The following is a 22,598-nucleotide window of genomic DNA, read 5'->3' as shown; positions in this document are numbered from 1 at the left end:
ATACTTGCTAGAACATCTTGATGATCTTTGACGCAGTTTTGCGTCCCCACCTGTTAAACTTTTCACATCCATCTTCATTATCTCGGTTAAGGGAATTTTCCATGAAATTTGTACGTACGCTGGGCCGCTTCCTTTTGCCGCTCAGCCTGGTCGCGCTGGCTGCATGCCAGACAACGCCAGGCCAGCAGACAACGGCGTCGCAGTCGCCTGCGACCGCAGCCGCCGACACCACGACGGCCCAACAGCCGCAGCCCGAAACCAGTATCCAGGCAGAACGCCAGGGCGCCCCGGTTGCTGTATTCCTTGCCGACACGACGCTGCGCTCGGGATGGACCCCCGTCAATCTTGATACCGGTACCTTGTATGTCAATCCGCAGCCGATCATCACACGGGCCGACCTTACGGGAATTCAAGCTGGGTCCAACAAGGCGGGCGATGGCCTGCTGGCGCTCGAGCTCAACGAAGAGGGCAAACGCAAAGTCATAGACATCACCACCCAGAATCCCAACCATCGCCTGGCGTTGGTGGTGGGGCGCACCATGCTGGCTGCGCCTGGCTATACAGAGCCGGTCACTACCGGGCACCTGATCTTTGCGGTCGGCACCGAGCAAAACGCAACCGCCGCGGCGCGGGCCATTGCAGGTGTGCCTCAAGATGGATCCGGCGACGCCACCGCCACGCCTGACACCAGTACGACTGCCCCGGCAAATTGAACTCCGACGAAGCCTTCGCGATGGCAGGAACAAGAATGCTGTCGAACAGCCTGATGCTGGGCTTTCGTTTCCTCGCGTGGCTCAATGGCCTGGGCATCCTGCTGGTGCTGGCATGCTCAGCCGGGATTATCGAAGTCAGCCTGGATCCAGGCTGGCTACGCATGCCCTTGGCGGGCTTCCTGGCAGGACTGTCTTTGGTGGCCTTGGGTCTGCTGTGGGTTTATCCCGTCCAGACCAGCCTGCTATCGCAGTTGGCGGCGGGGCGGCCGCGCCGCAGCCACTGGCTGCCCTTGGCCTGCGTGTTGATCGCCTACACGCTCAGTCTGCTGGCATTCGTGTTCAGTTCGTGGATGACGCAAGGCATGCTCGCCTTTTAGGCTGCGTATAGACAAACGTTGTATTTTGTCTTTCCGGGGCCGATTGTGCTCGTCAAGCTCGTTAGCTGCCAATAAAATATACGCAGTGCGTATATTTTATTGGGAACAACCATGGCCGTCTCGCAACAAGTCTTTCTTCGGGATGCCATGCGGCGTCTTAACTTGACCCGTGATGTCTTCGCCGGTCGCATCGGCGTAAAGCGTCGTGCGCTGGACACCTGGCTGTTGCCCGAGGGCTCGCAGGAGTTCCGGGCAATGCCTGAAGTGGTCAATCGCTTCGTGACCGAAATTGTCGAGAACGAAGCCTTGCTGCAAAAATACGCCCAAAGCGCGCAGTCCGGTCCGCTGCGCAATCGCATAGCCTTCGAAGGCAAGCCGCAATTACTCTCGGTCGACCAGTTTTCGCGCGAGTCCGTTGAAGAGTTCTTCCGTATTGCCGATCAGATGCAGCCCATCGCGCGGCGCCAGAAGGTGTCGCGGGTGCTGGAGGGTGCCGTCCTGGGAAATTTATTTTTTGAAGCCAGTACGCGTACCCGCGTCAGTTTCGGCGCCGCCTTTTGCCGCCTGGGCGGCTCGGTGTGCGACACCACGGGCTTTACTTTTTCGTCGATGGCCAAGGGCGAATCCATTTACGATACCAGCCGCGTCATGAGCGGTTATGTTGACGCCATGGTGATCCGGCATCCCGAGAAGGGTTCGGTGGCCGAGTTTGCCCGAGCGACCAATATTCCGGTGGTCAACGGCGGCGACGGCCCCGGCGAACATCCCAGCCAGGCCTTGCTGGATCTTTACACTATCCTGACGGAGTTTTCCCGACTGGGGAAATTGCTGGACGGCGCGCACATCGCGCTGGTCGGCGACCTGAAGTATGGGCGCACCGTGCATTCGCTGATCAAGCTGCTGTCGCTGTATCGCGGACTGAAGTTCACCCTGATCTCCCCCAAGGGGCTGGAAATGCCCGACTATATATTGGAGCAGACGGGCACCCGCGGCCATGTCATAGAACAAAGCAATTCGCTGGAAGAGGGTCTGGTCGGGGCCGATGTGATCTACGCCACCCGGGTGCAGAAAGAGCGCTTCGCGGCGGAAGAGCTGGAAGGCTACACGCCCGACTTTCAGGTCAACAAGGCCATCATCGACAAGTGCTGCGGACCGGACGTCATCGTCATGCACCCCTTGCCGCGCGACAGCCGCGAAGGCGCCAATGATTTAAGCGTGGATCTAAACCACGACTCTCGTCTGGCCATCTTCCGCCAGACCGATAACGGCATTCCTGTGCGAATGGCAATCTTTGCAGTACTGCTGGGTGTGGAAGGGCTGGTACAGCATTCGTTGCGCGACGTGACCTGGAGCCCGCCCACACACATCGGGCCGGATGACAGCCTGTTCCACGGCATGGACTGAGGCCCGGCTTTCTACTGCTTGCGTTCGCCGCCCAGGGCTTCCACCAGGGCGGTCATCAACTTGTTCAGTTCGCCCGTCATCAGCGCGAAGTCCGAGTCGAACTGCTCGGCTTCGTTATGTGCCGAGCCATCCTGGCCTTCCTTCAGCACATCCAGTGGGCTGACGCGCTTCACGTCCAGGCTTTCCGTCAGCATGAAAGACACGCGATCGGCCCAAGTAAGCGCCAGGCGAGTGCACTGCTTGCCGGCCTGCACATGCTTGCGTACGTCGTCGATTTCGATGCTTTGCTTCACATAGCGGACGGCGGCGCCATTTTCGCTGGTGGAGCGCAGTTCGGTGTCCTGGTCTATCGTGAAGCCTGATGGCGCTTCATCGCTGATCAGCCAGTTGGTCATCGCGGCGGCGGGAGACTGCTCGACGAACAGCGGCGTGACGGGCAGGGCTTCCAGCGCCTTGGCCAGCGTGCCCAGGACTTCGTCGCTTTTGGCTGCGGCCGCGGCATCGATCACCAGCCAGTGATTGCGGGTGTCTATCCACACGCGGGTGTCGCGATAGACGCTGAAGGCCCGCGGCAACAACTCGTCGGTGACTTGCTCCTTGATTTCCTTCATCTGCTTGCGGCCGGGCTTGTAGCCCTGTTGTTCTTCGATATCTTGCGCCTTGGCCTTGGCGAACTGATTGATGACGGTAGTGGGCAACAACTTCTTGTCGGCGCGCAGGCTAAGCAAATACTGGCCATCGGCCGCATAGACCAGGCCGGAGTCTTCGCGGGGGGCGATCCATCCCAGGCTTTGCATGTCGCGGTTGCCACCCGGCTGGAAGGCCTGTTTCTCGAGAGCGGCTTCCAGCGTGTCTGCGGTGCACGACCACGTTGGGGCGAGACGAAATATCCTGAGATTCTTGAACCACATAAGTTGATGTCTTCTTCCGTAAGCGGCGCGCAGGCACCCGTTGTCTGTGCGCGAAAATGAGGGGAGGGACGATTGTAAGCCAATCGCTGCGAGGGTTTGTGGGGTCAAAAAAATGGCCCGACATGCCTGGGCACCGGGCCATCTGGAAAGCACACTGTGTTACGCGATAAGGCTCGCGGGGGGCGTAACGCAGGTGATAGAACGTACCGCCCGACTGCCAAACCGGGGGATCAGACGCCTGGCAGCTGAAATGAGCGGTTCCCTCTATGCAGTCGATTCTACCGGCGCGCGGCTGACGTTTGCCTGAACCGGCAAGAGCTCAGGCGTTGATATCGTTGCCCCGGGTTTCCTTGACGAACAAGGTGCCAATAACCAGCGTGATACTGGCAATAATGATGGGATACCACAGGCCGTCATAGATATTGCCCGTGGCGGCAACGACGGCAAAGGCCACGGGCGGCAGGAACCCGCCGAACCAGCCATTGCCGATATGGTAGGGCAGGCTCATGGATGTATAGCGTATGCGCGTGGGGAACATCTCTACCAGCATGGCCGCGATGGGGCCATAAACCATGGTTACCAGTATGACCAGGAAGGTCAGCAGCACCACCACCATGATGTAGTTAATCTCCGAGGGGTCTGCCTTGGCCGGGTAGCCGTGGGTGCGGATGGCCTCGGTCAGCGACTTTTTCAGCTCGGCCGATCGCGCTGCAAAGTCCGCCTTGTTCAGGCCGCTGCCCTCGAACGAGTTGAAATGATCGTCGCCTATCCGTGCCTTGGCAAGCGAGCCGGGCGGGGCTGCCTCGTTGGTGTAGTTGACGGCATTGCTCGCCATAAAGGCCTTCAGGATGTCGCAAGAGCTGCGAAAAGACGACACCCCCACAGGATTGAACTGGAATGAGCAGGTAGCCGGGTCGGCGACCACCGTGACGGGCGCATTGGCCAAGGCCCTTTCGAGCGCCGGATTGGCAAAGTGCGTGATGGCCTTGAATACCGGAAAGTAGGCCAGCGCCGCCACCAGGCAGCCTGCCATGATGATGGGCTTGCGTCCGATGCGGTCAGACAGCGCGCCGAAGACGACAAAAAAGGGCGTGCCCAGCAACAGGCCCATGGCCAACATGATGTTGGCCGTGTTGGCTTCGATGCCCAGGTTCTTGGTTAGGAAAAACAAGGCATAGAACTGGCCCGTATACCAGACGACGGCCTGGCCGGCCGCCAGGCCGAACAAGGCCAGCAGCACGATTTTCAAATTACTCCAGCGGCCAAACGAATCCCTGATGGGTGCCTTGGATCCCGTCCCTTCGGCCTGCATCTTGCGAAAGGCCGGCGACTCGTTCAGGCGCATCCGTATCCATACGGAGATGCCCAGCAGCACGACGGAAATCAGAAAAGGAATGCGCCATCCCCATTCCAGGAAGGCTTCCTCGCCCAGCGAAGTGCGTATGCCCAGCACCACAAGCAAGGACAGGAACAGGCCCATGGTTGCGGTGGTTTGTATCCAACTGGTGTAAAAGCCGCGGCGGTTCTGTGGCGCGTGCTCTGCGACGTAGGTGGCGGCGCCGCCGTATTCGCCGCCCAGCGCCAGGCCCTGCAGCATGCGCAGCACGATCAGGATCACGGGGGCTGCCATGCCGATGGAAGCATAAGAGGGCAGTACGCCGACCAGGAAGGTCGACAGGCCCATGATCAATATGGTGATCAGGAAGGTGTACTTGCGGCCCACCATGTCGCCCAAGCGGCCGAACACCAAGGCACCGAAGGGACGTACGGCAAAGCCGGCCGCAAATGCCAACAGGGCGAAAATGAAGCCTGCGGTGGGATTGACGCCCGAGAAGAAATGCGCCGCCACGACGGCAGCCAGCGACCCATACAGGTAAAAGTCATACCACTCGAATACCGTGCCTAGCGAGGACGCAAAAATCACACGCCTTTCTTCGGGCGTCATGGGGCGATTGGTAGCCGCAGGGGCGCCGATGTGAACGGAACCGGGCGGCACAGCTGCGCTCGTCGTGTTCATGTTGTCTCCTGTCCTTGGCGGCATATTGGTGTTTTGATAGCTTTGCCTGCCTGGGCGCGTTGTCCGCGGAGTCAAAATACAGCCTTAATCTGACACCAGGCTTACAAGCTGCGCGGCACCCGGCCTGCATAGCCTGGCGTCGTCATGTGTGATGCTGCGTGGCGTTCTTGATGCGGCTGAAGGTAATACGCAAACAGGTGCCTCCGGGGATGCCTGCGCGGTTGCCGGGGGGCATGAACGTGACGCTGGCGTTGTGCTGGTCGGCGATTTCCTTGACGATGGACAAGCCCAGCCCACTGCCGTCGGTGTTGCTGCCCAACACCCGGTAGAAGCGATCAAAGATACGGTCGCGATCGTCGGGAGCAATCCCGGGGCCGGAGTCTTCCACTTCCAGGTAGGCCGATAGCGGGTCGCCGCCCACGCGGACGGTCACCCATCCGCCATTCGGCGTGTACAGCAGCGCATTTTCCAGCAGGTTGTTCAGCATTTCGGCCAGCATCAGGCTGTCCGCGGAAATCTTCATCGGTCCGGTGGAGCGCTCGAAACCCAGGTCTATGTTCTTGCCGAGTGCCACATCCACCCATCGCAAGGTCTGCATCTCGGCCAGTTGGTTCAGGTCCAGGTCGTCGGTGAAATGCTGATTGGGCCGGTCGGCGCTTTCAGCGCGCGCCAGGGCCAGCAACTGATTGACCAGCCGCGTAGCGCGGTCCGAGCCGCGCACCAGTTGCTCCAGGCTCTCGTTCATCTTCTCGGGGCTGCGCTCTCGCAGCGCAAGCTCGGCTTGCGTACGCATCCCCGCCAGTGGCGTCTTCAACTGATGAGCAGCATTGGCCACGAAGCGTCTTTGCGTCTCGCTGGTGGCGGCCAGTCTGACCAGCAAGCTGTTCATCGCCGCAATGAGCGGCACGATCTCCGCTGGCGCGAGTTCGGCGCTGATGGGCGACATGTCATTGGCACGCCGCGCCCGTATTCGCTCTTGCAGCAGGCTAAGCGGCTCCAGGCCCTGAGTCAGGCCGAGTCCGGCCAGCAGGGCAGCCAGCGGCAGCACAATAAGCTGGGGCGTAAGCATGCCGGTCAAAATCTCTTGCTGCAGCGTGGCGCGCATCTCGTTGGATTGAGCGACGATGGTCAGGAAGGGCATGCCGCTTTGGTCCCTGCCTCCCCACATATAAGCGATACGTACGCTGCGGTTGTTAAGGGTTTCGTTGCGAAAGCGCAGTTTGCCCTCGTCGTAGGTCCAGGTGTCGGCCAGCGGTATGCTGGCATTGCCGCCGATGGAGTTTCCGTTGGCGTCGCGGATCTCCCAATAGATCATGTGGCTGGTGTCGCCCTGCAGGATGGTGATGGCCGATGGGGTAAGCTGGATGCCCTCCAGGATGGTCTGCTGCGCGACCTCGTGCTCCAGCAAACGCAGGTGGTCCGCCAGCGTTCTATCGTAGGGCGCGTTGGCAATGTTCTGGGCGATGAAGTAGGTGATGACCAGGCCTATCGTCCATAACAGGAACAAGGGCCCGAACATCCAGATCATGATCTTGTTCAGCAACGCACGATTATTGCGCTTGCGACGAAATCGGCTGAATATCGAGCTGCTGCTGGCAGCTTGTTCTTTGGTATCGCGCAGGACCTGGGGGTCTATGAGCATTGAGGCTAGAGTTTCGACCTGACTCACGCGGCCGCGGAGTCGTCAGTCTTATCGGGCTCCAGGCAATAACCCAGGCCGCGCACCGTCACGATCTTGGCACCGCTGGGTTCGATCTTCTTGCGCAGCCTGTGTATGTACACCTCGATGGCATTGGGGGTGACTTCTTCGCCCCATTCGCAAAGCAAATCCACAAATTGGTTTTTGCTGATCATGCGGCCGCAGCGCGACAGGAAGATTTCGAGCAGGCTGGTTTCGCGAGCGGACAGCTCCAGCGGCTGGTCGTCGATTCGGGCGATGCGCCCGTTCAGGTCGAACGACAGCCGTTTGTAAGTCAGTACCGTCGTACTGACGCCGGCGCTGCGTCGCGTCAGGGCGCGGACCCGGGCCTCGAGCTCGGACAGCGAAAAAGGCTTGGCCATGTAGTCGTCTGCGCCCAGATCCAGCCCCATGACCCGTTGTTCGACGGTGTCGGCTGCCGTTAAAATAAGTACCGGTAGCGGCGCGTGGCGCTGGCGCAATAGCCGCAAGACTGCAAGGCCATGCATCCGGGGCAGGTCAAGGTCTAGAATAAGTAGGTCGAAGCTTTGCAGCTGCAAGGCAGAATCTGCACTGGATCCGTCGTTGACCACATCGACAGCGTAGCCGTCGTAACGCAGCGAACGGGAAAGTCCATCGGCAAGAATACTGTCGTCCTCTGCGATCAAAATGCGCATGACTGGTAGGTCGACTTAGTGGAAATCCGGGAATCCTTATTCTGACACCCGCAGCTGTGCTTGGAAAGTCCGGGTTTACGATGGGATTTCCTGGTTATCTGTGTTTATATACAGTACAATTAAATGCAATAATCCACAAAACAATCTTCATGCGCCGGCTTGGGCCTTGTTCGCAACCGGTGCGCTCAGTCCTCATTAGCTTTCAGTCAAGGATCCCTACATGGACGATAAAAACAGCAGCAAAGCCGCCGGCGAACGCAGCAAGGCGCTCGCCGCCGCCTTATCCCAGATCGAAAAGCAGTTTGGTAAAGGCTCGGTCATGCGGTACGGCGACGACAAGGTAGAGCACGACATTCAAGTCTGCTCTACGGGCTCGCTTGGGCTGGATATCGCCTTGGGCGTGGGTGGTCTGCCGCGCGGGCGCGTCATCGAAGTCTATGGCCCCGAGTCCTCCGGCAAAACCACACTGACGCTGCAAGTCATCGCCGAGATGCAAAAAATCGGCGGCACCTGCGCCTTTATCGACGCCGAGCACGCCCTGGATGTGCAATACGCCTCCAAGCTGGGCGTCAACCTGAACGACCTGCTTATTTCCCAGCCCGACACTGGCGAACAAGCACTCGAAATCACCGACGCATTGGTGCGTTCGGGCTCGGTTGACCTTATCGTCATCGACTCGGTCGCGGCGCTCACGCCCAAGGCCGAAATCGAAGGCGATATGGGCGATTCCCTGCCTGGTCTTCAGGCCCGCCTCATGAGCCAGGCGCTGCGCAAGCTCACGGCCACCATCAAGCGTGCCAACTGCATGGTTATCTTCATTAACCAAATCCGCATGAAAATCGGCGTCATGTTCGGCAACCCCGAAACCACCACCGGCGGTAATGCGCTCAAGTTCTATTCCTCGGTGCGTCTGGACATCCGGCGTATCGGTGCCATCAAGAAGGGCGACGAGGTCGTGGGTAACGAAACCCGCGTCAAGGTCGTCAAGAACAAGGTGGCTCCGCCCTTCAAGCAGGCCGAATTCGACATCATGTACGGTGCCGGCATCTCGCGCGAGGGCGAAATCATCGATCTGGGCGTCGAAGCAGGCATCGTCGACAAGGCCGGCGCCTGGTTCAGCTATGGCGGCACGCGTATTGGTCAGGGCAAGGACAATTCGCGCGAATACCTCAAGGAACACCCCGAGATGGCGTTCGAGATCGAAAACCGCGTCCGCGAAAAGCTGGGTGTGGTGGCGCAAGTGGCGGCAAAAAACAGCAACAAGCCTGCCAAGCCGGCAGAAGAAGCGCCGGCTGACGCCGGGTAATCCTTATAACGGGCCTTTGTCGTGCAATCCAATGACGACGATTTCGAAACCCTGGCCGATGCGCCCGACACCAAGCGCGGGCGCGGCCGGCCAGGCCCCAGCCTGAAGGCGCGCGCCATAGGCTATCTATCCAGGCGCGAACACTCCCGCTTCGAACTGCAACGCAAGCTTGCGCCTCACGCTACAGACCCAGACCAGCTTGAACAACTGCTAAACGACCTCGAGCGCGAAAACTGGCTGTCCAACGAACGGTATGCGCAAAGCCTGGTGCACCGTCGGGCGCCCCGTCAGGGCGCCAACCTCGTCATGCAGGAACTGCGCCGCCACGGGTTGTCCGAAACCACAGTCAATCAATTGGGGCGCCAGTTGCACGACACCGAATACGACCGTGCCTACGCTGTTTGGGAAAAAAAATTCGGCGCCTCTCCCATCAATGCCAAAGACTATGCGCGCCAATTCCGCTTCCTGGCTTCACGCGGCTTTGCCACTGAATCCGTGCGCCGCATACTGGGCAGCATTCCTTACGATGCCGATTGACCCTGGGTAGGGCTGCCGCGCACGGCCTTGATGCCTTCCAGCGTTTTAAAGCAGATATCTCGTGCCTGCGTCACGAAGCCCTGTATGTAGTCCGCTTGCACGTCTTCGGTACGTAGCGCGGCGTAAAGGGTACGCCATATCCCTTTTGCCCCCAGATGCGACACGCGCAAGCCCTTGTGCTGCTGGTATTCCGTCAGGGCCCAGTTGGGCAGTGCGGCAACACCGCGCTGGCTGACCACCAATTGAACAATCACCGGTGTCAGCTCGGCTTTACGTATGGCCGCCGGCTCTACGTCGGCTGGGTCCAGAAAGGTGGTGAATACATCCAGGCGCTGCCGCTCCACGGGATAGGTAATCAAGACCTGGTCAGCCAGCTGCTCCGGCTCTATGTATTTGTATTGGGACAAGGGGTTGGCGGCAGCCAGCGCCAGCACCAGTTCGTAGCGGAATAGGGGTAGATACTCCACCCCTTCCAGGGCTTGCGGATCGGACGTAATCACCACGTCCAGGTCGCCCCGGACTAGCGCGGGCAAGGGCGCAAACGAAAATGCCGCCGACAAGTCCAGTTCGACATCCGGCCATTCGTGGCGGAAGGCGTCCAGTGCCGGCATCAACCACTGAAAGCAGGAATGGCAGTCTATGGCCAGGTGCAGCCTGCCGGTGCGTCCGGCCGCCAGGCGTTGCAGTTCTCTCTCGGTTGTCTTGACTTGCGGCAATACCGCATCGGCCAGCGCAACGATGCGCAAACCGGCGGTTGTCAGCCGCGCCGGCCGCGTCTTGCGGTTAAGTAAGGGTGTCTTGAGGCGGACCTCCAGATCGCGCAACTGATGCGACAGTGCGGACTGCGTGACATGCAGGCGCTCGGCAGCTTCCTGCAAGCTGCCCGCATCGCGTATTGCGCTTAGCGTTTCCATGTGGCGGATTTCAAGCACCATGAGTTTTACTCATATTAAGCATGTCCACTTTGATTTGGTTCTTGCGACCACAGCGGCCACAATAGCCATTAATTGGTTTTCTCATTTAATTGCAATTTAACATGACAATTACTCATAATATAGGTTTTCCGCGTATCGGCGTCGAACGTGAACTGAAGCGGGCGCAAGAGTCCTACTGGGCGGGGAAGATCACGCAGGACGAACTGGAAGCCGTTGGCCGCGAACTGCGCGCACGGCACTGGCGTGTGCAGGCAGATGCCGGCTTGTCGCTGATTCCGGTCGGCGACTTTGCCTGGTATGACCATATATTGGAATGGACGACGCTGTTGGGCGCCGTGCCGGCCCGCTTCGGGCAGGCGTCCGGTCAGCCTGTGGCGCTGGATACCTTGTTCCGGATGGGGCGCGGTCGAGCTCCTACGGGTACTCCCACGGCAGCCTGCGAGATGACCAAGTGGTTCGACACCAACTATCACTATATTGTGCCCGAGCTAGTTCCGCAGCAAGATTACCGGGTGGCCCGCAGCCATCTGTTTGACCAGATTCGCGAGGCGCAGGCCTTGGGGCATCGCGTCAAGCCGGTTATCCCGGGACCCTTGACCTGGCTATGGCTGGGCAAGGGCGACGCTTTTGTGCAGGGCGCCGCCGATGTGAACAAGCTGGCCCTGCTGGAACGGCTGCTTCCCGTATATGTCCAGGTGCTGCAGACCATCAAGGCACTGGGCGTGCAATGGGTGCAAATTGACGAGCCGATACTGGGCCTGGACTTGCCCTTGGCGTGGCAACAGGCATACGCGGAGGTCTACCGGACACTGGCGACAGCCGATGTCTCGATTCTGCTCGCCACCTACTTCGCTGATCTCCAGGACAACACCGCCGTCCTGAAAGGCTTGCCGGTTCAGGGCGTGCATATTGACCTGGTGCGCGGGCCCGAGCAATTGGAGCGCGTTGCGGGCGCACTGAATGACGATCAAGTCCTGTCGCTGGGCTTGATCGACGGGCGCAACATCTGGCGCACCGACCTGGACCAGGCCCGCCACACCGTGTCGCAGCCCGCGGCAAGGCGCGGCGACAAGCTATGGCTTGCACCATCATGCTCGCTGCTTCATGTGCCGGTCGATCTGGAAGCCGAGCAAGAGCTGGATGCTGAATTGAAGGCCTGGCTGTCTTTCGCCACGCAGAAGCTCGACGAGTTGCGCTTGCTGGCCGCCAGCCTGGACACGCCCGACGACCAAGCCACCCAGCAGGCACTGCAAGCGCAGCGTGATGCATTGCTTGCCCGCCGGAATTCCACGCGCATACACCGGGCCGACGTTGGTGCGCGCATGGCTGCGGCCGGCGCATTAACGCGTGACCGCAGGCCTTTCGCAGAGCGGATAGCGCATCAACAGGCGCAGTTAAGCCTGCCTTCTTATCCGACCACCACCATAGGCTCTTTTCCACAGACCGATGAGATCCGTGTGTTGCGGCGTGACTGGAAGCGGGGTGCCCTGGGTGATGCCGCCTACGAAAAAGCCATGCGCCAAGAAATCGAGCACGTCATCCGCTTCCAGGAGAAAGTCGGGCTGGACGTGTTGGTGCATGGCGAGCCCGAGCGCAACGACATGGTGGAATACTTTGGTGAGCTGCTGGCCGGCTTCGCTTTCACGCAGAACGGATGGGTGCAAAGCTATGGCTCGCGTTGCGTGAAGCCGCCTATTATCTATGGCGACGTCGCCCGGCCCGCACCCATGACAGTGGCATGGTCGGCCTACGCGCAGTCTTTGACCGACAAGCCGGTCAAAGGCATGTTGACCGGGCCGGTAACCATCTTGCAGTGGTCTTTCGTGCGCGACGACCAAGCTCGCGAAACCACCTGCCGCCAGTTGGCGCTGGCCTTGCGCGATGAGGTCAACGATCTGGAAGCGGCAGGTATCCGGGTCATCCAGATAGACGAGCCGGCGTTTCGCGAGGGTTTGCCGCTACGGCGCGCCGATTGGCAGCGCTATCTGGACTGGGCGGTCGATTGCTTCCGCCTGTCGACCAGCGGTGTGGCCGACGCCACGCAAATACATACTCATATGTGTTATTCCGAGTTCAATGACATCATAGAATCCATCGCCGCCATGGATGCCGACGTCATCACCATCGAAACTTCCCGCTCCAATATGGAGCTGCTGGAAGCATTCGAAAGCTTTCACTATCCCAATGACATCGGGCCCGGGGTGTACGACATCCACTCGCCCAATGTGCCGCAGCGGGAATGGATGGTGGACCTGATGAAGAAGGCCGGCGCACGGCTGCCGCGCGAGAGGCTATGGGTGAATCCCGACTGCGGGCTCAAGACCCGCGGCTGGCCCGAGACTGAAGCGGCCCTGGTCGCGATGGTCGAAGCAGCGAGGGCTCTGCGTTATACTTAGCCGGTTTACCGCCATTTTCTTTTCTGCCGGACATGCCCTTACCGCCTCCTGATCAACCGCGCGAACCGCTACACACGCGCACGATACGTGTGGACTCGTTTGCACGGGAGGACGGGCAGTGGGACCTCGAAGCCGAGCTTGTCGATGTCAAGGCTTACGACTTTCCCACCCGGCATGGCCAGATCAAGCAGGCCGGCTCTCCCATCCATCACATGCATCTGCGGGTGACGATCAACGATCAGTTCACCATTACAGCCGCCGTGGCCGATTACGATGCCGCGCCTTACGGCGAGCACTGCATGCAGATCGCTCCGGACTACCGCGATCTGGTTGGCATGAATCTCTTGCGCAACTTCCGTCAAGCGGTCAAAGACCGCTATGCCCGTACGGCGGGGTGCACCCACATGTCCGAACTGGCTTTTGTCCTGCCCACGGTTGCTGTACAGACCATGGCCAATCGACGCCGCAAAGAACAGGAACAAGTCAAGGCGGGCGGTCGCCCCAAGCGTCCGTTTCAACTGGAGGGCTGCCACGCCTTAAGCCTGGACAGCGAAGTGGTTCGAGAATACTACCCGGAATGGTATGCGGCACCTATTAACCCATCTTTACGTACTGACAGGTAACAAATGAAAATTCACGAGTATCAAGGCAAGGAACTGCTGAAGAAGTTTGGCGTGACTGTGCCGCGCGGTTTCCCTGCTTTTTCCGTCGACGAAGCCATGGCGGCTGCCGAAAAACTCGGCGGCCCGGTGTGGGTCGTCAAGGCGCAGATCCACGCTGGTGGGCGCGGCAAGGGCGGCGGCGTGAAGCTTGCCCGATCACTCGATGAAGTGCGCCAGTTGTCCTCAGAGATCCTGGGCATGCAATTGGTCACGCACCAGACCGGCCCTGAAGGCCAGAAAGTTGGACGCCTGCTGATCGAAGAGGGCGCCGACATCAAAAAAGAATACTACGTGGGCATCGTTACCGATCGCGGCACGCAACGGGTATGCGTCATGGCATCCAGCGAAGGTGGCATGGACGTCGAGGAAGTCGCCGAGAAGACGCCCGAGAAGATCCTGAAGGTATTCGTCGACCCCAAAACGGGTCTGACCGACGAAGATGCCACCAAGCTGGCGCGCGGCATTGGCGTACCTGACGCCTCGCTGGCCAAGGCCGCTGCCGAATTCCAGAAGCTGTACAAGGCTTATTGGGACACCGATGCCTCGCTGGCTGAAATCAACCCGCTGATACTCACCGGCTCGGGCGACATCATCGCGCTTGATGCCAAGTTCAACTTTGACACCAACGCCTTGTTCCGCCAGGCCGATATCGTCGAGTATCGCGATCTGGCTGAAGAAGACCCGGCCGAGATCGAAGCCAGCAAGTACGACCTTGCTTATATTCAACTGGACGGCAACATCGGCTGCCTGGTCAATGGCGCAGGCCTGGCCATGGCTACCATGGACACCATCAAGCTTTTTGGCGGCGAGCCGGCCAACTTCCTGGACGTAGGCGGTGGCGCCACGGCCGAGAAAGTCACCGAAGCCTTCAAGATCATGCTCCAGAACAAGGGCGTCAAGGCCATTCTGGTCAATATCTTCGGCGGCATCATGCGCTGCGACATCATTGCGGAAGGCGTCATTGCTGCCTGCAAGGCCGTCAACCTTAGCGTGCCGCTGGTTGTGCGCATGAAGGGCACCAACGAAGAACTCGGCAAGAAGCTGCTGGCCGAATCGGGCCTGCCCATTATCAGCGCTGACACCATGGCCGAAGCCGCGACTAAAGTCGTTGCCGCCGCGAAATAAGAAATACTGCCAAGGATTTGTAAATGTCGATCTTGATCAACAAAGACACCAAAGTCATCACCCAGGGAATCACCGGTAAAACCGGACAGTTCCATACTCATATGTGCCGCGAGTACGCCAATGGCAAGAATGCCTTTGTGGCTGGCGTGCATCCCAAGAAGGCTGGCCAGGATTTCGAAGGCGTGCCTATTTTCGGTAGCGTCAAGGATGCCAAGGCACAAACCGGTGCAACGGTTTCCGTCATTTATGTGCCGCCGGCAGGCGCAGCCGCTGCCATCTGGGAAGCGGTGGACGCCGACCTGGACCTGGTCATCTGCATTACCGAAGGCATTCCGGTGCGCGACATGCTGGAAGTACGCAACCGCATGCGCGACCAGAACAAGAAGACGCTGCTGCTCGGACCCAACTGCCCCGGCCTGATCACGCCGGACGAGATCAAGATCGGCATCATGCCGGGTCATATCTCGCGCAAGGGACGCATAGGCGTGGTCAGCCGCTCTGGTACGCTTACGTACGAAGCGGTTGCTCAATTGACCGAGCTTGGCATGGGCCAGTCCACGGCAGTCGGTATTGGTGGCGACCCCATCAACGGCTTGAAGCACATCGACATCCTGCGCATGTTCAACGACGATCCCGACACTGACGCGGTCGTCATGATCGGCGAAATCGGCGGACCGGACGAAGTCGAAGCCGCACAATGGGCCAAAGACAACATGACCAAGCCTATCGTAGGCTTTATTGCCGGCGTGACAGCTCCTGCTGGCAAGCGCATGGGCCACGCAGGCGCCCTGATATCCGGCGGCGCCGACACGGCTGACGCCAAGCTCGAAGTCATGGAAGCTTGCGGCATACGGACCACACGGGATCCATCCGAAATGGGTAAACTGCTTAAGTCTGTTTTAGTGTAAGTTAACAAAAGGCTCGCGCTGCGAGCCTTTTTTAGCTTTGTGTACACGACCCGGTCACAACGGAAATAAAAGATGGTCGAATTCTTTCAAACGCTCCATTGGGGAGCAGTTTTCCAGATAATCCTGATCGACATCCTGCTGGGCGGCGACAATGCCGTCGTTATTGCCCTGGCTTGTCGCAATCTCGAGCCCAAGCAGCGCATGCAAGGCATCTTGTGGGGCACGGCCGGCGCAATTATTTTACGCGTGCTGCTGATCGCCTTTGCGCTTACTTTGCTTGGCATCCCCTTCCTCAAGATAGTCGGCGCCTTGCTGTTGCTGTGGATCGGTATCAAGCTTTTGATCCCCGACGAGGACGAGCATGGCAATATCTCGGGCGGCAGCTCTGTGCTCAGCGCGGTCAAGACCATACTGATAGCCGACTTCGTCATGAGCCTGGACAACGTCATTGCGATTGCCGGCGCGGCGCAAGCCACGCACCTCGATCACCAGATCTACTACGTGATTTTTGGCCTGATCGTCAGCGTACCCATCATCATCTGGGGAAGCACGCTGGTACTTAAGCTTATCGATCGCTTCCCGCTTGTTGTCACCTTCGGTGCGGCATTGTTGGGCTGGATTGCCGGCGGCATGCTGGTAACCGATGTCTTTGTCGTAGATCAATTCGGTCCGACGACAACGACGTTTAAAATAGCCGCTGAAGTCATAGGCGCCATATTGGTTGTGGCAGTGGGCAAATGGTTTGCCAGCCGCAAGCGCGCCTCAAGGAATACTACTCATGGGTCTGTTTAAATCTTCGGGTCGCAAGCGGCCCGACGAAGCTGGTCTTTCACTGCTGCAGGGCTTGGGGATACTCGCCCTGATCGGTATCGGGCTGGCTGTTCTGCTTCACTTCATTTCATAGGGTGGGCATGCTTGCTTCTCCTACCAGGCTGGTCATCGCAACGCGTGCCAGCCGGCTGGCCTTGTGGCAGGCCGAACATGTGCGCGACCGCCTGCAATCGCTGTATCCGGGCTGCGAGGTCGTATTGCTTGAGATGACCACCCGCGGCGACCAGATTCTGGATCGTTCGCTGTCCAAGGTCGGCGGCAAGGGCTTGTTCATCAAGGAACTCGAAACCGCCTTGCTGGACGGCCGAGCCGACTTGGCGGTGCATTCGCTCAAGGATGTTCCGGTCGACATGCAAAGTCCGTTCCTGTTGTCGGCCATACTCGAACGGGACGATCCGCGCGACGCTTTTGTGTCGAACGACTTCGCTTCCCTGACCGATTTGCCCGCCGGTTCGGTGGTGGGCACGTCCAGCTTGCGCCGCGAAGCACAGATACGACAGCAGTTTCCCCAGCTTGTGGTGCAGCCATTGCGCGGCAACCTGGACACCCGGTTGGGCAAGCTGGACCGTGGCGAGTATGCGGCCATCATTCTGGCTGCTGCCGGCTTGCGGCGCCTGGGTCTCGCATCGCGCATCCGATCGTTTCTCGAAGTAGAGCAAAGCCTGCCAGCAGCGGGGCAGGGGGCTTTGGGTATCGAGATCCTTGAATCCCGTCCCGAGATGCATCAGTGGCTCGCGCCGTTACAGCATGCTGACACCGCTGCTTGTGCCTTGGCAGAGCGCGCGGTTTCGCGGGTGCTGGGTGGGTCGTGTCAGGTGCCCCTGGCCGCCTTTGCACAGGTGCAGGGCGACACCATCCGCATCCGTGCCCTGGTGGGCGAGCCCGATGGATCGCGCATGCTGCATGCCGAGGTTGCGGGCAATGTCAGCCATGCCGAGCAATTGGGCGAAGGCGCGGCGCAACAACTGCTGGACCAAGGCGCTCAGGCGATACTTGCCAAGTTGCTTTCGGCCGGCACCGACGCCTGACGGGCGCCACGGTGCCGCTGCCAGCCAACTCCCAGGCCAGCGTTGTACTGACGCGGCCCAAAGGCAAGAACGAGGCGTTGGCGTCTCGATTGCAAGCTGCCGGATTTTCCACCTTGCTGTTGCCGGCGCTTTGTATCGGGCCGCTGGCCACCGGCCCCGTGCTGCCCAAGCCGGCTGATTACGATCTTATTGTTTTCGTCAGTGGCAATGCCGTCCATTACTACCTGGAGCTGCTTGCCACGCACGGCCTGGACGGCGCCTGGCCCGCCACAACGCGCGCCGCGACCGTAGGCGCAAGCAGCGCCACACTGTTGTACGAATCGGGCTTGCTGCCCGAGGCCAATATATTGCATCCCGATGCGTCGCTTGCCAGCCAAGATTCCGAAAGCCTCTGGCCCATACTCCAGCAGCATCTGCCGACGACCCGCAAGGTGCTGATCGTACGCGGGCATTCGGGTCGCGAGTGGTTGGGCCGGCGCTTGTTGGAGGCGGGCTTGCAGGTGGATCGACTGGCGGTCTACGAACGCGAGCCGGCGCAATGGAAAGCGCAAGAGGGCGAGCGCCTGGAAGGTGTGCTGCGAGACGAAGCGCGCCCTTGCGTGTTCTTGCTGACCAGCGGAGAAGGCGTCGACGCGGTGCATTCGAACCTGTCACGCCTGGGTCTGGCACCACTATGGACGCGCGCACGTTTCATTGCCATACACGAGCGAGTGGCATCGCGCTTACAATCGTTGCTTCCGGCTACTGGTAAGGTGGATGCCCCAATGGTAAAAATATGCCAGCCCAACGACGACGCCATATTCGATGCCATCGTGCAGATAGCCCTCTCCTGAAGAAAGCACTCAGTGCCCCATCTGGGTGCCAGACGGAACACTGGATTACAATCTTGCCATGACAGACAAAAATCCCGAAAGCACGAACGCTGCGCAGCAAACTGCGCCTGCGGCCTCGACATCGCCGGGCCCATCCAGCACGCCCCCTAAAAAGGCGGATCCCGCCGCTCGCAGCAGGCGTCCTCTATTGGCATGGGCCTTTGTTATTGTCCTGTTGATTGCCGCTGCTCTGGCCGCTGCCGTCTGGTATCAGCATCAAACCTTCCAACAAACACAAGCCGATCTGGCCAGCCGGGTGCAAGGCAGCGTAAGTGCGGCCAACCAGGCGCTCGAACAGGCACAGCAAGCACAGTCAGCCTTGCAAGAGCAGTCGCGTCAAATCGCTGCCCTGGACGCTGCCCTGCGCGAATCGCGCGAGCAGGCCGCCAGCCTCGAGCAAGCCTTCCAGACCTTGACCGATAGCGGCTCCGATCTGGTGCTGATCAACGACGTCGACCATCTGGTAACCATCGCTCAGCAGCAACTGCAGTTGGGCGGTAATGTCGCCAATGCGATTATCTCGCTTGAGACCGCGCAGGCCCAGTTGGCTCGCGCCAACCGCCCCATGCTTGCGTCTTTGCAGGAAACCATCAATGGCGATCTCGATCGCCTGCGCGCCGCTACCACCATCGACATCGCCATGCTGTCCTCGCAGTTGGACGAGCTGGGCGTGCTGATCAGCACCGCGCCCTTGCTGGTGCCCGACGATGCCGCGCCCGAACCCGTCCTCAGCCCGCCCCCGGGTTCATCGCGCGCCGCCAATAATCGCGCGGCCGATGCAGCGGACGGCTTGTCGCCCGATGCCCCATGGTGGGAACAAGGCCTTGCTTCCGCACGCGACTGGGGCAGCTCTGCCTGGCATGCTGTGCGAGAGGACCTCGGTCAGTTCATTACCGTTCGTCGGGTGGACGATCCCACTGCCTTGCTGATGTCGCCCGACCAGGCAACCCGCTTCCGCGAGACCCTGCGCTTGCGCGTGATGACGGCCCAGTTGGCCCTGATGATGCATCAGCCCGAGATCTGGTCCTCTGAAACCGATGCCTTGGTCAAGGCTGTCGAGACGCGTTACGACAATAAGTCCGAGCAGGTCCGGCGCGCACTCAAGATTGCACGCCAGGCGGCCGACACTGACATCGACGTGCAGTTGCCCACGGTGGACAACAGCTTGCGGGCTATCGAGGCGCTGCGCGAGGCCAAGGCCGGACAGGCTCAACAATCGACCGATCCGGCAAGCGAAGGCAACGCCGGCCAGGCGCCCGCTGCACCGCAAGCGCCTGACGCCCCGGCAACGCCGGCAGAACCCGAAGCTCCCGCAGAACCCGAAGCTCCCGCAGAACCGGAAGCCCCCGCAACTCCTGAAGCGCCCGAACCACCCGGAGCGGCGTCCGACGCGCCGGCGCAGGGGTAAGCCATGAGAACTTCCTTGTGGACTTTGCTGGTGTTCGTGGCCGCTGTCGGCCTGGCGTTGGTATTGCGCGACCACAGCGGTAACGTCCTGATCGTTGCCCAGCCGTGGCGCATCGAGCTCTCACTGACGCTGGCCGTCCTGCTGATCATTGCTTCTTTTGTGATCTTTCATGTGGTGCTTCGCGTGCTGGGCTGGATAGGCCACGGCCCCGAGCGATTCCGCTCCTGGCGCGGCCTGCGCTTTCAGAAGCGCGATCACGAACTGCTGGAAAAGGGCTGGATCAATGTGTTGGAAGGCCGTTACGTCGAGGCCGAGAAAGACCTGACCAAGCTGCTGGGCCGCACCCGCTCCAGCAGCCGCAAGGTCTTGGCCGGCCTCGCGTCGGCGCGCGCCTCGCATCACCTGGGCGAGTATGCCCGCCGCGACGAAGCGCTGGCCTTGGCCCGCGAAAGCGCCGCCAACGATCCCCGACTGCGTGAAGCGACCGCCACGGTCGCAGCAGAAATGTATCTGGATCAGAATCGACCGCAAGACGCTCTGGTGTTGCTGCAACCGCTGCAGGATGCCAGCACGCGTTATTTTCATGCCACGCGCCTGCTCTTGCGCGCACACCGCCAGTTGCGCAACCATGACCGCGTCTACGAACTGACCCGTCTGTTGTTGCGCCGGGGCGTCATGGACAAGGCCGAGGCTCTGCAGCTTATCGAAACTTCCGCATCGGCCCGACTGGCCGAAGCGGGCCCCGAAGGCTTCAAGGCCATCTGGAGCGACCTTAAGGCCGATGAGCGTGTACTGCCCGACATTGCCCTCGCCGCAGCTTCCGTGCAGCAGGAACAAGGCAATATCGATGAGGCCTCGCGCATACTCGAGGCGGCCCTCAATGTCCGGATGGAGCCCCGGCTGATCAATGCCTATTCGCAGTGTCCGCCCGAGCATGTTGCCAGGCGGCTCAGCAAGGCTGAAGACTGGCTCAAGTCTCATCCTGAAGATTCGGCCTTGTTGGCCGCCTTGGGCAATCTATGCCTTACCGGTCAGTTGTGGGGGCAGGGCGAATACTATCTTCTGCGCAGCATGAAGCTGCGCAGCGATATGCGCATACACGCCTTGCTGGGTAATTTGTACGATCGCCTGGGTCGCAGCGCGGACGCCATGCAGCATTGGCGCCTGGCTTCCGGCGTGGCAGGGGTGCTGCCGGTGCTGGCGACCAGCCGAGCCTTGCCTGCCGCCGACACGCGCGGCGATCCTACGCTTATCGATGTCGAGCACATGCCGACTGCGCAGGTACTGCCATCCGCGCCGGCTCCGGTAGCGGCCAGTGCCGCCGACTTCGGCGATGACGACTTTCTGGCCGGGGGTTCACCGGCACCATCGGCACACCATCCCGCGCCCGGCACGAACGTCCCTCTGGCCGAGGCATCCGATAGCACCATGGATGAATATTTCGATAGCGCTCCCATTCCTGGTGTTGATTTGTCCCAGACTTCCGACCGACCGGCACGCCGCTCCGGACACGACTAATTTTTTTCCTACCTATCAATTCAGAGGTTTAACCTAGCATGAGCTTAGAGCGCGTATCTGCCGGCCCCAAACTGCCGGATGAATTCAATGTCATCATCGAAATCCCCATGAATGCCAACCCCGTGAAATACGAAGTCGACAAAGACTCCGGTGCGGTGTTTGTGGATCGCTTCATGCTGACTGCCATGCATTACCCCTGCAACTATGGCTACATTCCCCAGACGATTTCCGACGATGGCGATCCTGTCGATGTGCTCGTGCTTGCTCCCTTCCCGATCCAGGTCGGTGCCGTGATTCGTGCTCGTGCCATTGGTGTATTGCACATGGATGACGAAGCCGGCGGCGATGCCAAGCTGTTGGCGGTCCCAATCGACAAAATTTACCCGCCTTACCGCGACATCAAGAAACCGGAAGATCTTCCCAGCGAAGAGCTCGCCCGCATCCAGCATTTCTTCGAGCACTACAAAGACCTCGAGAATGGCAAATGGGTCAAGGTCAAGGGTTGGGACGGTGTGGACGCCGCCATGAAAGAAATCCGCGACAGCGTCGACCGCTACGCCAAACAATCGGACTGACATGGCAACGGTCATACCCGCTATCCCCACGGCCGCGCTTGCCGTGGCCGGCTCAGCCGATAGCTTCCCGGTGCGCCGGGTGTACTGCGTAGGCCGCAACTATGCCGAGCATGCCAAAGAAATGGGTTTCACCGGCCGGGAAGATCCTTTCTTCTTCAACAAGCCGGCCGACGCCTTGCTTAATGTGGCCGATGGCCAGACAGGCGTCATGCCGTACCCGCCACGCACCAGCAATCTGCATTACGAGATCGAGCTGGTGGTTGCGCTGGACAAGGGCGGGCGCGATCTAAGCCCCGAGCAAGCGGAGAAGTGCGTGTGGGGCTATGCAGTCGGCCTGGACATGACACGCCGCGATCTGCAGGGCGAAGCCAAGAAGCTGGGGCGACCCTGGGAAGTCGGCAAGGCCTTTGATCATTCGGCGCCTGTCGGCCCCTTGTATCCTCGCGAACGTGTCGGTACGCTGCAAGCCGGCGCCATCACGCTTAGCGTCAATGGCGCCGTTCAGCAGTCCAGCGATCTATCGAAAATGATCTGGAGTGTCGCCGAGTCGCTCGCGTATTTGTCCACGCTGTTCGAGCTCAAGGCTGGCGACATCATCTTTACCGGCACGCCGGAAGGGGTGGGGCCGGTCGTGCCGGGCGATCTCATGGTGGGCGCGGTAGCTGGGCTGGGCGAGCTGCATGTTCAGGTAGGCGCACCGGCCGCCTAGCGTTCGAGGCG

Annotated in this window: 22 protein-coding genes; 17 read left to right on the top strand and 5 right to left on the bottom strand. The window is 60.2% G+C overall.

Going from position 1 to position 22,598, the window contains the following annotated elements:
• Positions 1 to 101 precede the first annotated feature (101 nt).
• The 3 genes from CKA81_RS06605 to CKA81_RS06595 all read left to right on the top strand — a co-directional run bounded on the left by CKA81_RS06605 (position 102) and on the right by CKA81_RS06595 (position 2,494).
• A complete protein-coding gene (locus CKA81_RS06605; RefSeq protein WP_128354593.1) occupies positions 102 to 713 on the top strand; it encodes a SecDF P1 head subdomain-containing protein in 612 nt (203 codons plus the stop codon).
• Between the two features lie 35 nt (positions 714 to 748).
• Positions 749 to 1,090, top strand: a complete 342-nt coding sequence (locus CKA81_RS06600) for a hypothetical protein (protein WP_128354592.1) — start codon at positions 749 to 751, stop codon at positions 1,088 to 1,090.
• A 111-nt stretch (positions 1,091 to 1,201) separates the two neighbouring features.
• Positions 1,202 to 2,494, top strand: coding sequence for an aspartate carbamoyltransferase (locus tag CKA81_RS06595; RefSeq protein WP_128354591.1), 1,293 nt, complete (start codon positions 1,202 to 1,204; stop codon positions 2,492 to 2,494).
• A gap of 11 nt (positions 2,495 to 2,505) precedes the next feature.
• Here the strand turns inward: CKA81_RS06595 and CKA81_RS06590 are convergent, their stop codons facing one another.
• The 4 genes from CKA81_RS06590 to CKA81_RS06575 all read right to left on the bottom strand — a co-directional run bounded on the left by CKA81_RS06590 (position 2,506) and on the right by CKA81_RS06575 (position 7,777).
• Positions 2,506 to 3,405 carry a recombination-associated protein RdgC gene (locus CKA81_RS06590; RefSeq protein ID WP_128354590.1) on the bottom strand — a complete coding sequence of 300 codons (900 nt, stop codon included), beginning with the start codon at positions 3,403 to 3,405 and terminating at the stop codon, positions 2,506 to 2,508.
• A gap of 319 nt (positions 3,406 to 3,724) precedes the next feature.
• On the bottom strand, positions 3,725 to 5,350 hold the full coding sequence (locus tag CKA81_RS06585; protein ID WP_164878451.1) for an MFS transporter: 1,626 nt from the start codon (positions 5,348 to 5,350) through the stop codon (positions 3,725 to 3,727).
• Between the two features lie 214 nt (positions 5,351 to 5,564).
• The gene (locus CKA81_RS06580) at positions 5,565 to 7,064 is read right to left on the bottom strand and encodes a sensor histidine kinase (protein ID WP_128354588.1); all 1,500 of its coding nucleotides are present in this window, start codon (positions 7,062 to 7,064) and stop codon (positions 5,565 to 5,567) included.
• Positions 7,065 to 7,087: 23 nt separating this feature from the next.
• A complete protein-coding gene (locus tag CKA81_RS06575) occupies positions 7,088 to 7,777 on the bottom strand; it encodes a response regulator transcription factor (RefSeq protein WP_128354587.1) in 690 nt (229 codons plus the stop codon).
• 220 nt (positions 7,778 to 7,997) lie between these two features.
• Between CKA81_RS06575 and recA the strand changes: the two genes are divergently transcribed.
• Together recA and recX are read left to right on the top strand one after the other, a co-directional pair.
• A complete protein-coding gene (gene recA / locus CKA81_RS06570; protein ID WP_128354586.1) occupies positions 7,998 to 9,083 on the top strand; it encodes a recombinase RecA in 1,086 nt (361 codons plus the stop codon).
• A 21-nt stretch (positions 9,084 to 9,104) separates the two neighbouring features.
• Positions 9,105 to 9,620, top strand: a complete 516-nt coding sequence (gene recX / locus CKA81_RS06565; protein ID WP_128354585.1) for a recombination regulator RecX — start codon at positions 9,105 to 9,107, stop codon at positions 9,618 to 9,620.
• Here recX and CKA81_RS06560 read toward each other — a convergent pair.
• Entirely contained in the window at positions 9,605 to 10,552 is a 948-nt protein-coding gene (locus tag CKA81_RS06560; protein WP_128356635.1) for a LysR family transcriptional regulator, read from the bottom strand. The two genes, recX and CKA81_RS06560, sit on opposite strands and share 16 nt — an antisense overlap.
• Before the next feature lie 104 nt (positions 10,553 to 10,656).
• Here CKA81_RS06560 and metE point away from each other — a divergent pair, with 104 nt between their 5' ends.
• The 12 genes from metE to CKA81_RS06505 all read left to right on the top strand — a co-directional run bounded on the left by metE (position 10,657) and on the right by CKA81_RS06505 (position 22,587).
• Positions 10,657 to 12,951, top strand: coding sequence for a 5-methyltetrahydropteroyltriglutamate--homocysteine S-methyltransferase (gene metE, locus CKA81_RS06555; RefSeq protein WP_128354584.1), 2,295 nt, complete (start codon positions 10,657 to 10,659; stop codon positions 12,949 to 12,951).
• Positions 12,952 to 12,983: 32 nt separating this feature from the next.
• Complete coding sequence (locus tag CKA81_RS06550; protein ID WP_128354583.1) at positions 12,984 to 13,574, top strand: DUF2889 domain-containing protein; 591 nt, start codon at positions 12,984 to 12,986, stop codon at positions 13,572 to 13,574.
• Between the two features lie 3 nt (positions 13,575 to 13,577).
• Positions 13,578 to 14,738 carry an ADP-forming succinate--CoA ligase subunit beta gene (gene sucC / locus CKA81_RS06545; RefSeq protein ID WP_128354582.1) on the top strand — a complete coding sequence of 387 codons (1,161 nt, stop codon included), beginning with the start codon at positions 13,578 to 13,580 and terminating at the stop codon, positions 14,736 to 14,738.
• Positions 14,739 to 14,761: 23 nt separating this feature from the next.
• Positions 14,762 to 15,646, top strand: coding sequence for a succinate--CoA ligase subunit alpha (gene sucD / locus CKA81_RS06540; protein ID WP_128354581.1), 885 nt, complete (start codon positions 14,762 to 14,764; stop codon positions 15,644 to 15,646).
• A 72-nt stretch (positions 15,647 to 15,718) separates the two neighbouring features.
• On the top strand, positions 15,719 to 16,438 hold the full coding sequence (locus tag CKA81_RS06535) for a TerC family protein (RefSeq protein ID WP_128354580.1): 720 nt from the start codon (positions 15,719 to 15,721) through the stop codon (positions 16,436 to 16,438).
• Complete coding sequence (locus CKA81_RS17410) at positions 16,425 to 16,550, top strand: hypothetical protein (protein ID WP_257791481.1); 126 nt, start codon at positions 16,425 to 16,427, stop codon at positions 16,548 to 16,550. Before CKA81_RS06535 ends, CKA81_RS17410 begins: the two co-directional genes overlap by 14 nt.
• 7 nt (positions 16,551 to 16,557) lie before the next feature.
• Positions 16,558 to 17,505 (top strand): hydroxymethylbilane synthase, encoded by a 948-nt coding sequence (gene hemC, locus CKA81_RS06530; RefSeq protein WP_128354579.1) that lies wholly within the window; start codon positions 16,558 to 16,560, stop codon positions 17,503 to 17,505.
• A gap of 11 nt (positions 17,506 to 17,516) precedes the next feature.
• On the top strand, positions 17,517 to 18,338 hold the full coding sequence (locus CKA81_RS06525; RefSeq protein ID WP_128354578.1) for a uroporphyrinogen-III synthase: 822 nt from the start codon (positions 17,517 to 17,519) through the stop codon (positions 18,336 to 18,338).
• Between the two features lie 58 nt (positions 18,339 to 18,396).
• The gene (locus CKA81_RS06520) at positions 18,397 to 19,785 is read left to right on the top strand and encodes a uroporphyrinogen-III C-methyltransferase (protein ID WP_128354577.1); all 1,389 of its coding nucleotides are present in this window, start codon (positions 18,397 to 18,399) and stop codon (positions 19,783 to 19,785) included.
• Between the two features lie 3 nt (positions 19,786 to 19,788).
• The gene (locus CKA81_RS06515; RefSeq protein ID WP_128354576.1) at positions 19,789 to 21,303 is read left to right on the top strand and encodes a heme biosynthesis HemY N-terminal domain-containing protein; all 1,515 of its coding nucleotides are present in this window, start codon (positions 19,789 to 19,791) and stop codon (positions 21,301 to 21,303) included.
• 38 nt (positions 21,304 to 21,341) lie between these two features.
• Positions 21,342 to 21,878 (top strand): inorganic diphosphatase, encoded by a 537-nt coding sequence (gene ppa / locus CKA81_RS06510; protein ID WP_128354575.1) that lies wholly within the window; start codon positions 21,342 to 21,344, stop codon positions 21,876 to 21,878.
• A gap of 1 nt (position 21,879) precedes the next feature.
• Positions 21,880 to 22,587 (top strand): fumarylacetoacetate hydrolase family protein, encoded by a 708-nt coding sequence (locus CKA81_RS06505; protein ID WP_128354574.1) that lies wholly within the window; start codon positions 21,880 to 21,882, stop codon positions 22,585 to 22,587.
• Positions 22,588 to 22,598: the final 11 nt, after the last annotated feature.

Source organism: Pollutimonas thiosulfatoxidans, from assembly GCF_004022565.1.
In the GTDB taxonomy this organism is placed as follows: Bacteria; Pseudomonadota; Gammaproteobacteria; order Burkholderiales; family Burkholderiaceae_B; genus Pusillimonas_D; species Pusillimonas_D thiosulfatoxidans.
This window is presented reverse-complemented; position numbering and strand designations above follow the sequence as displayed.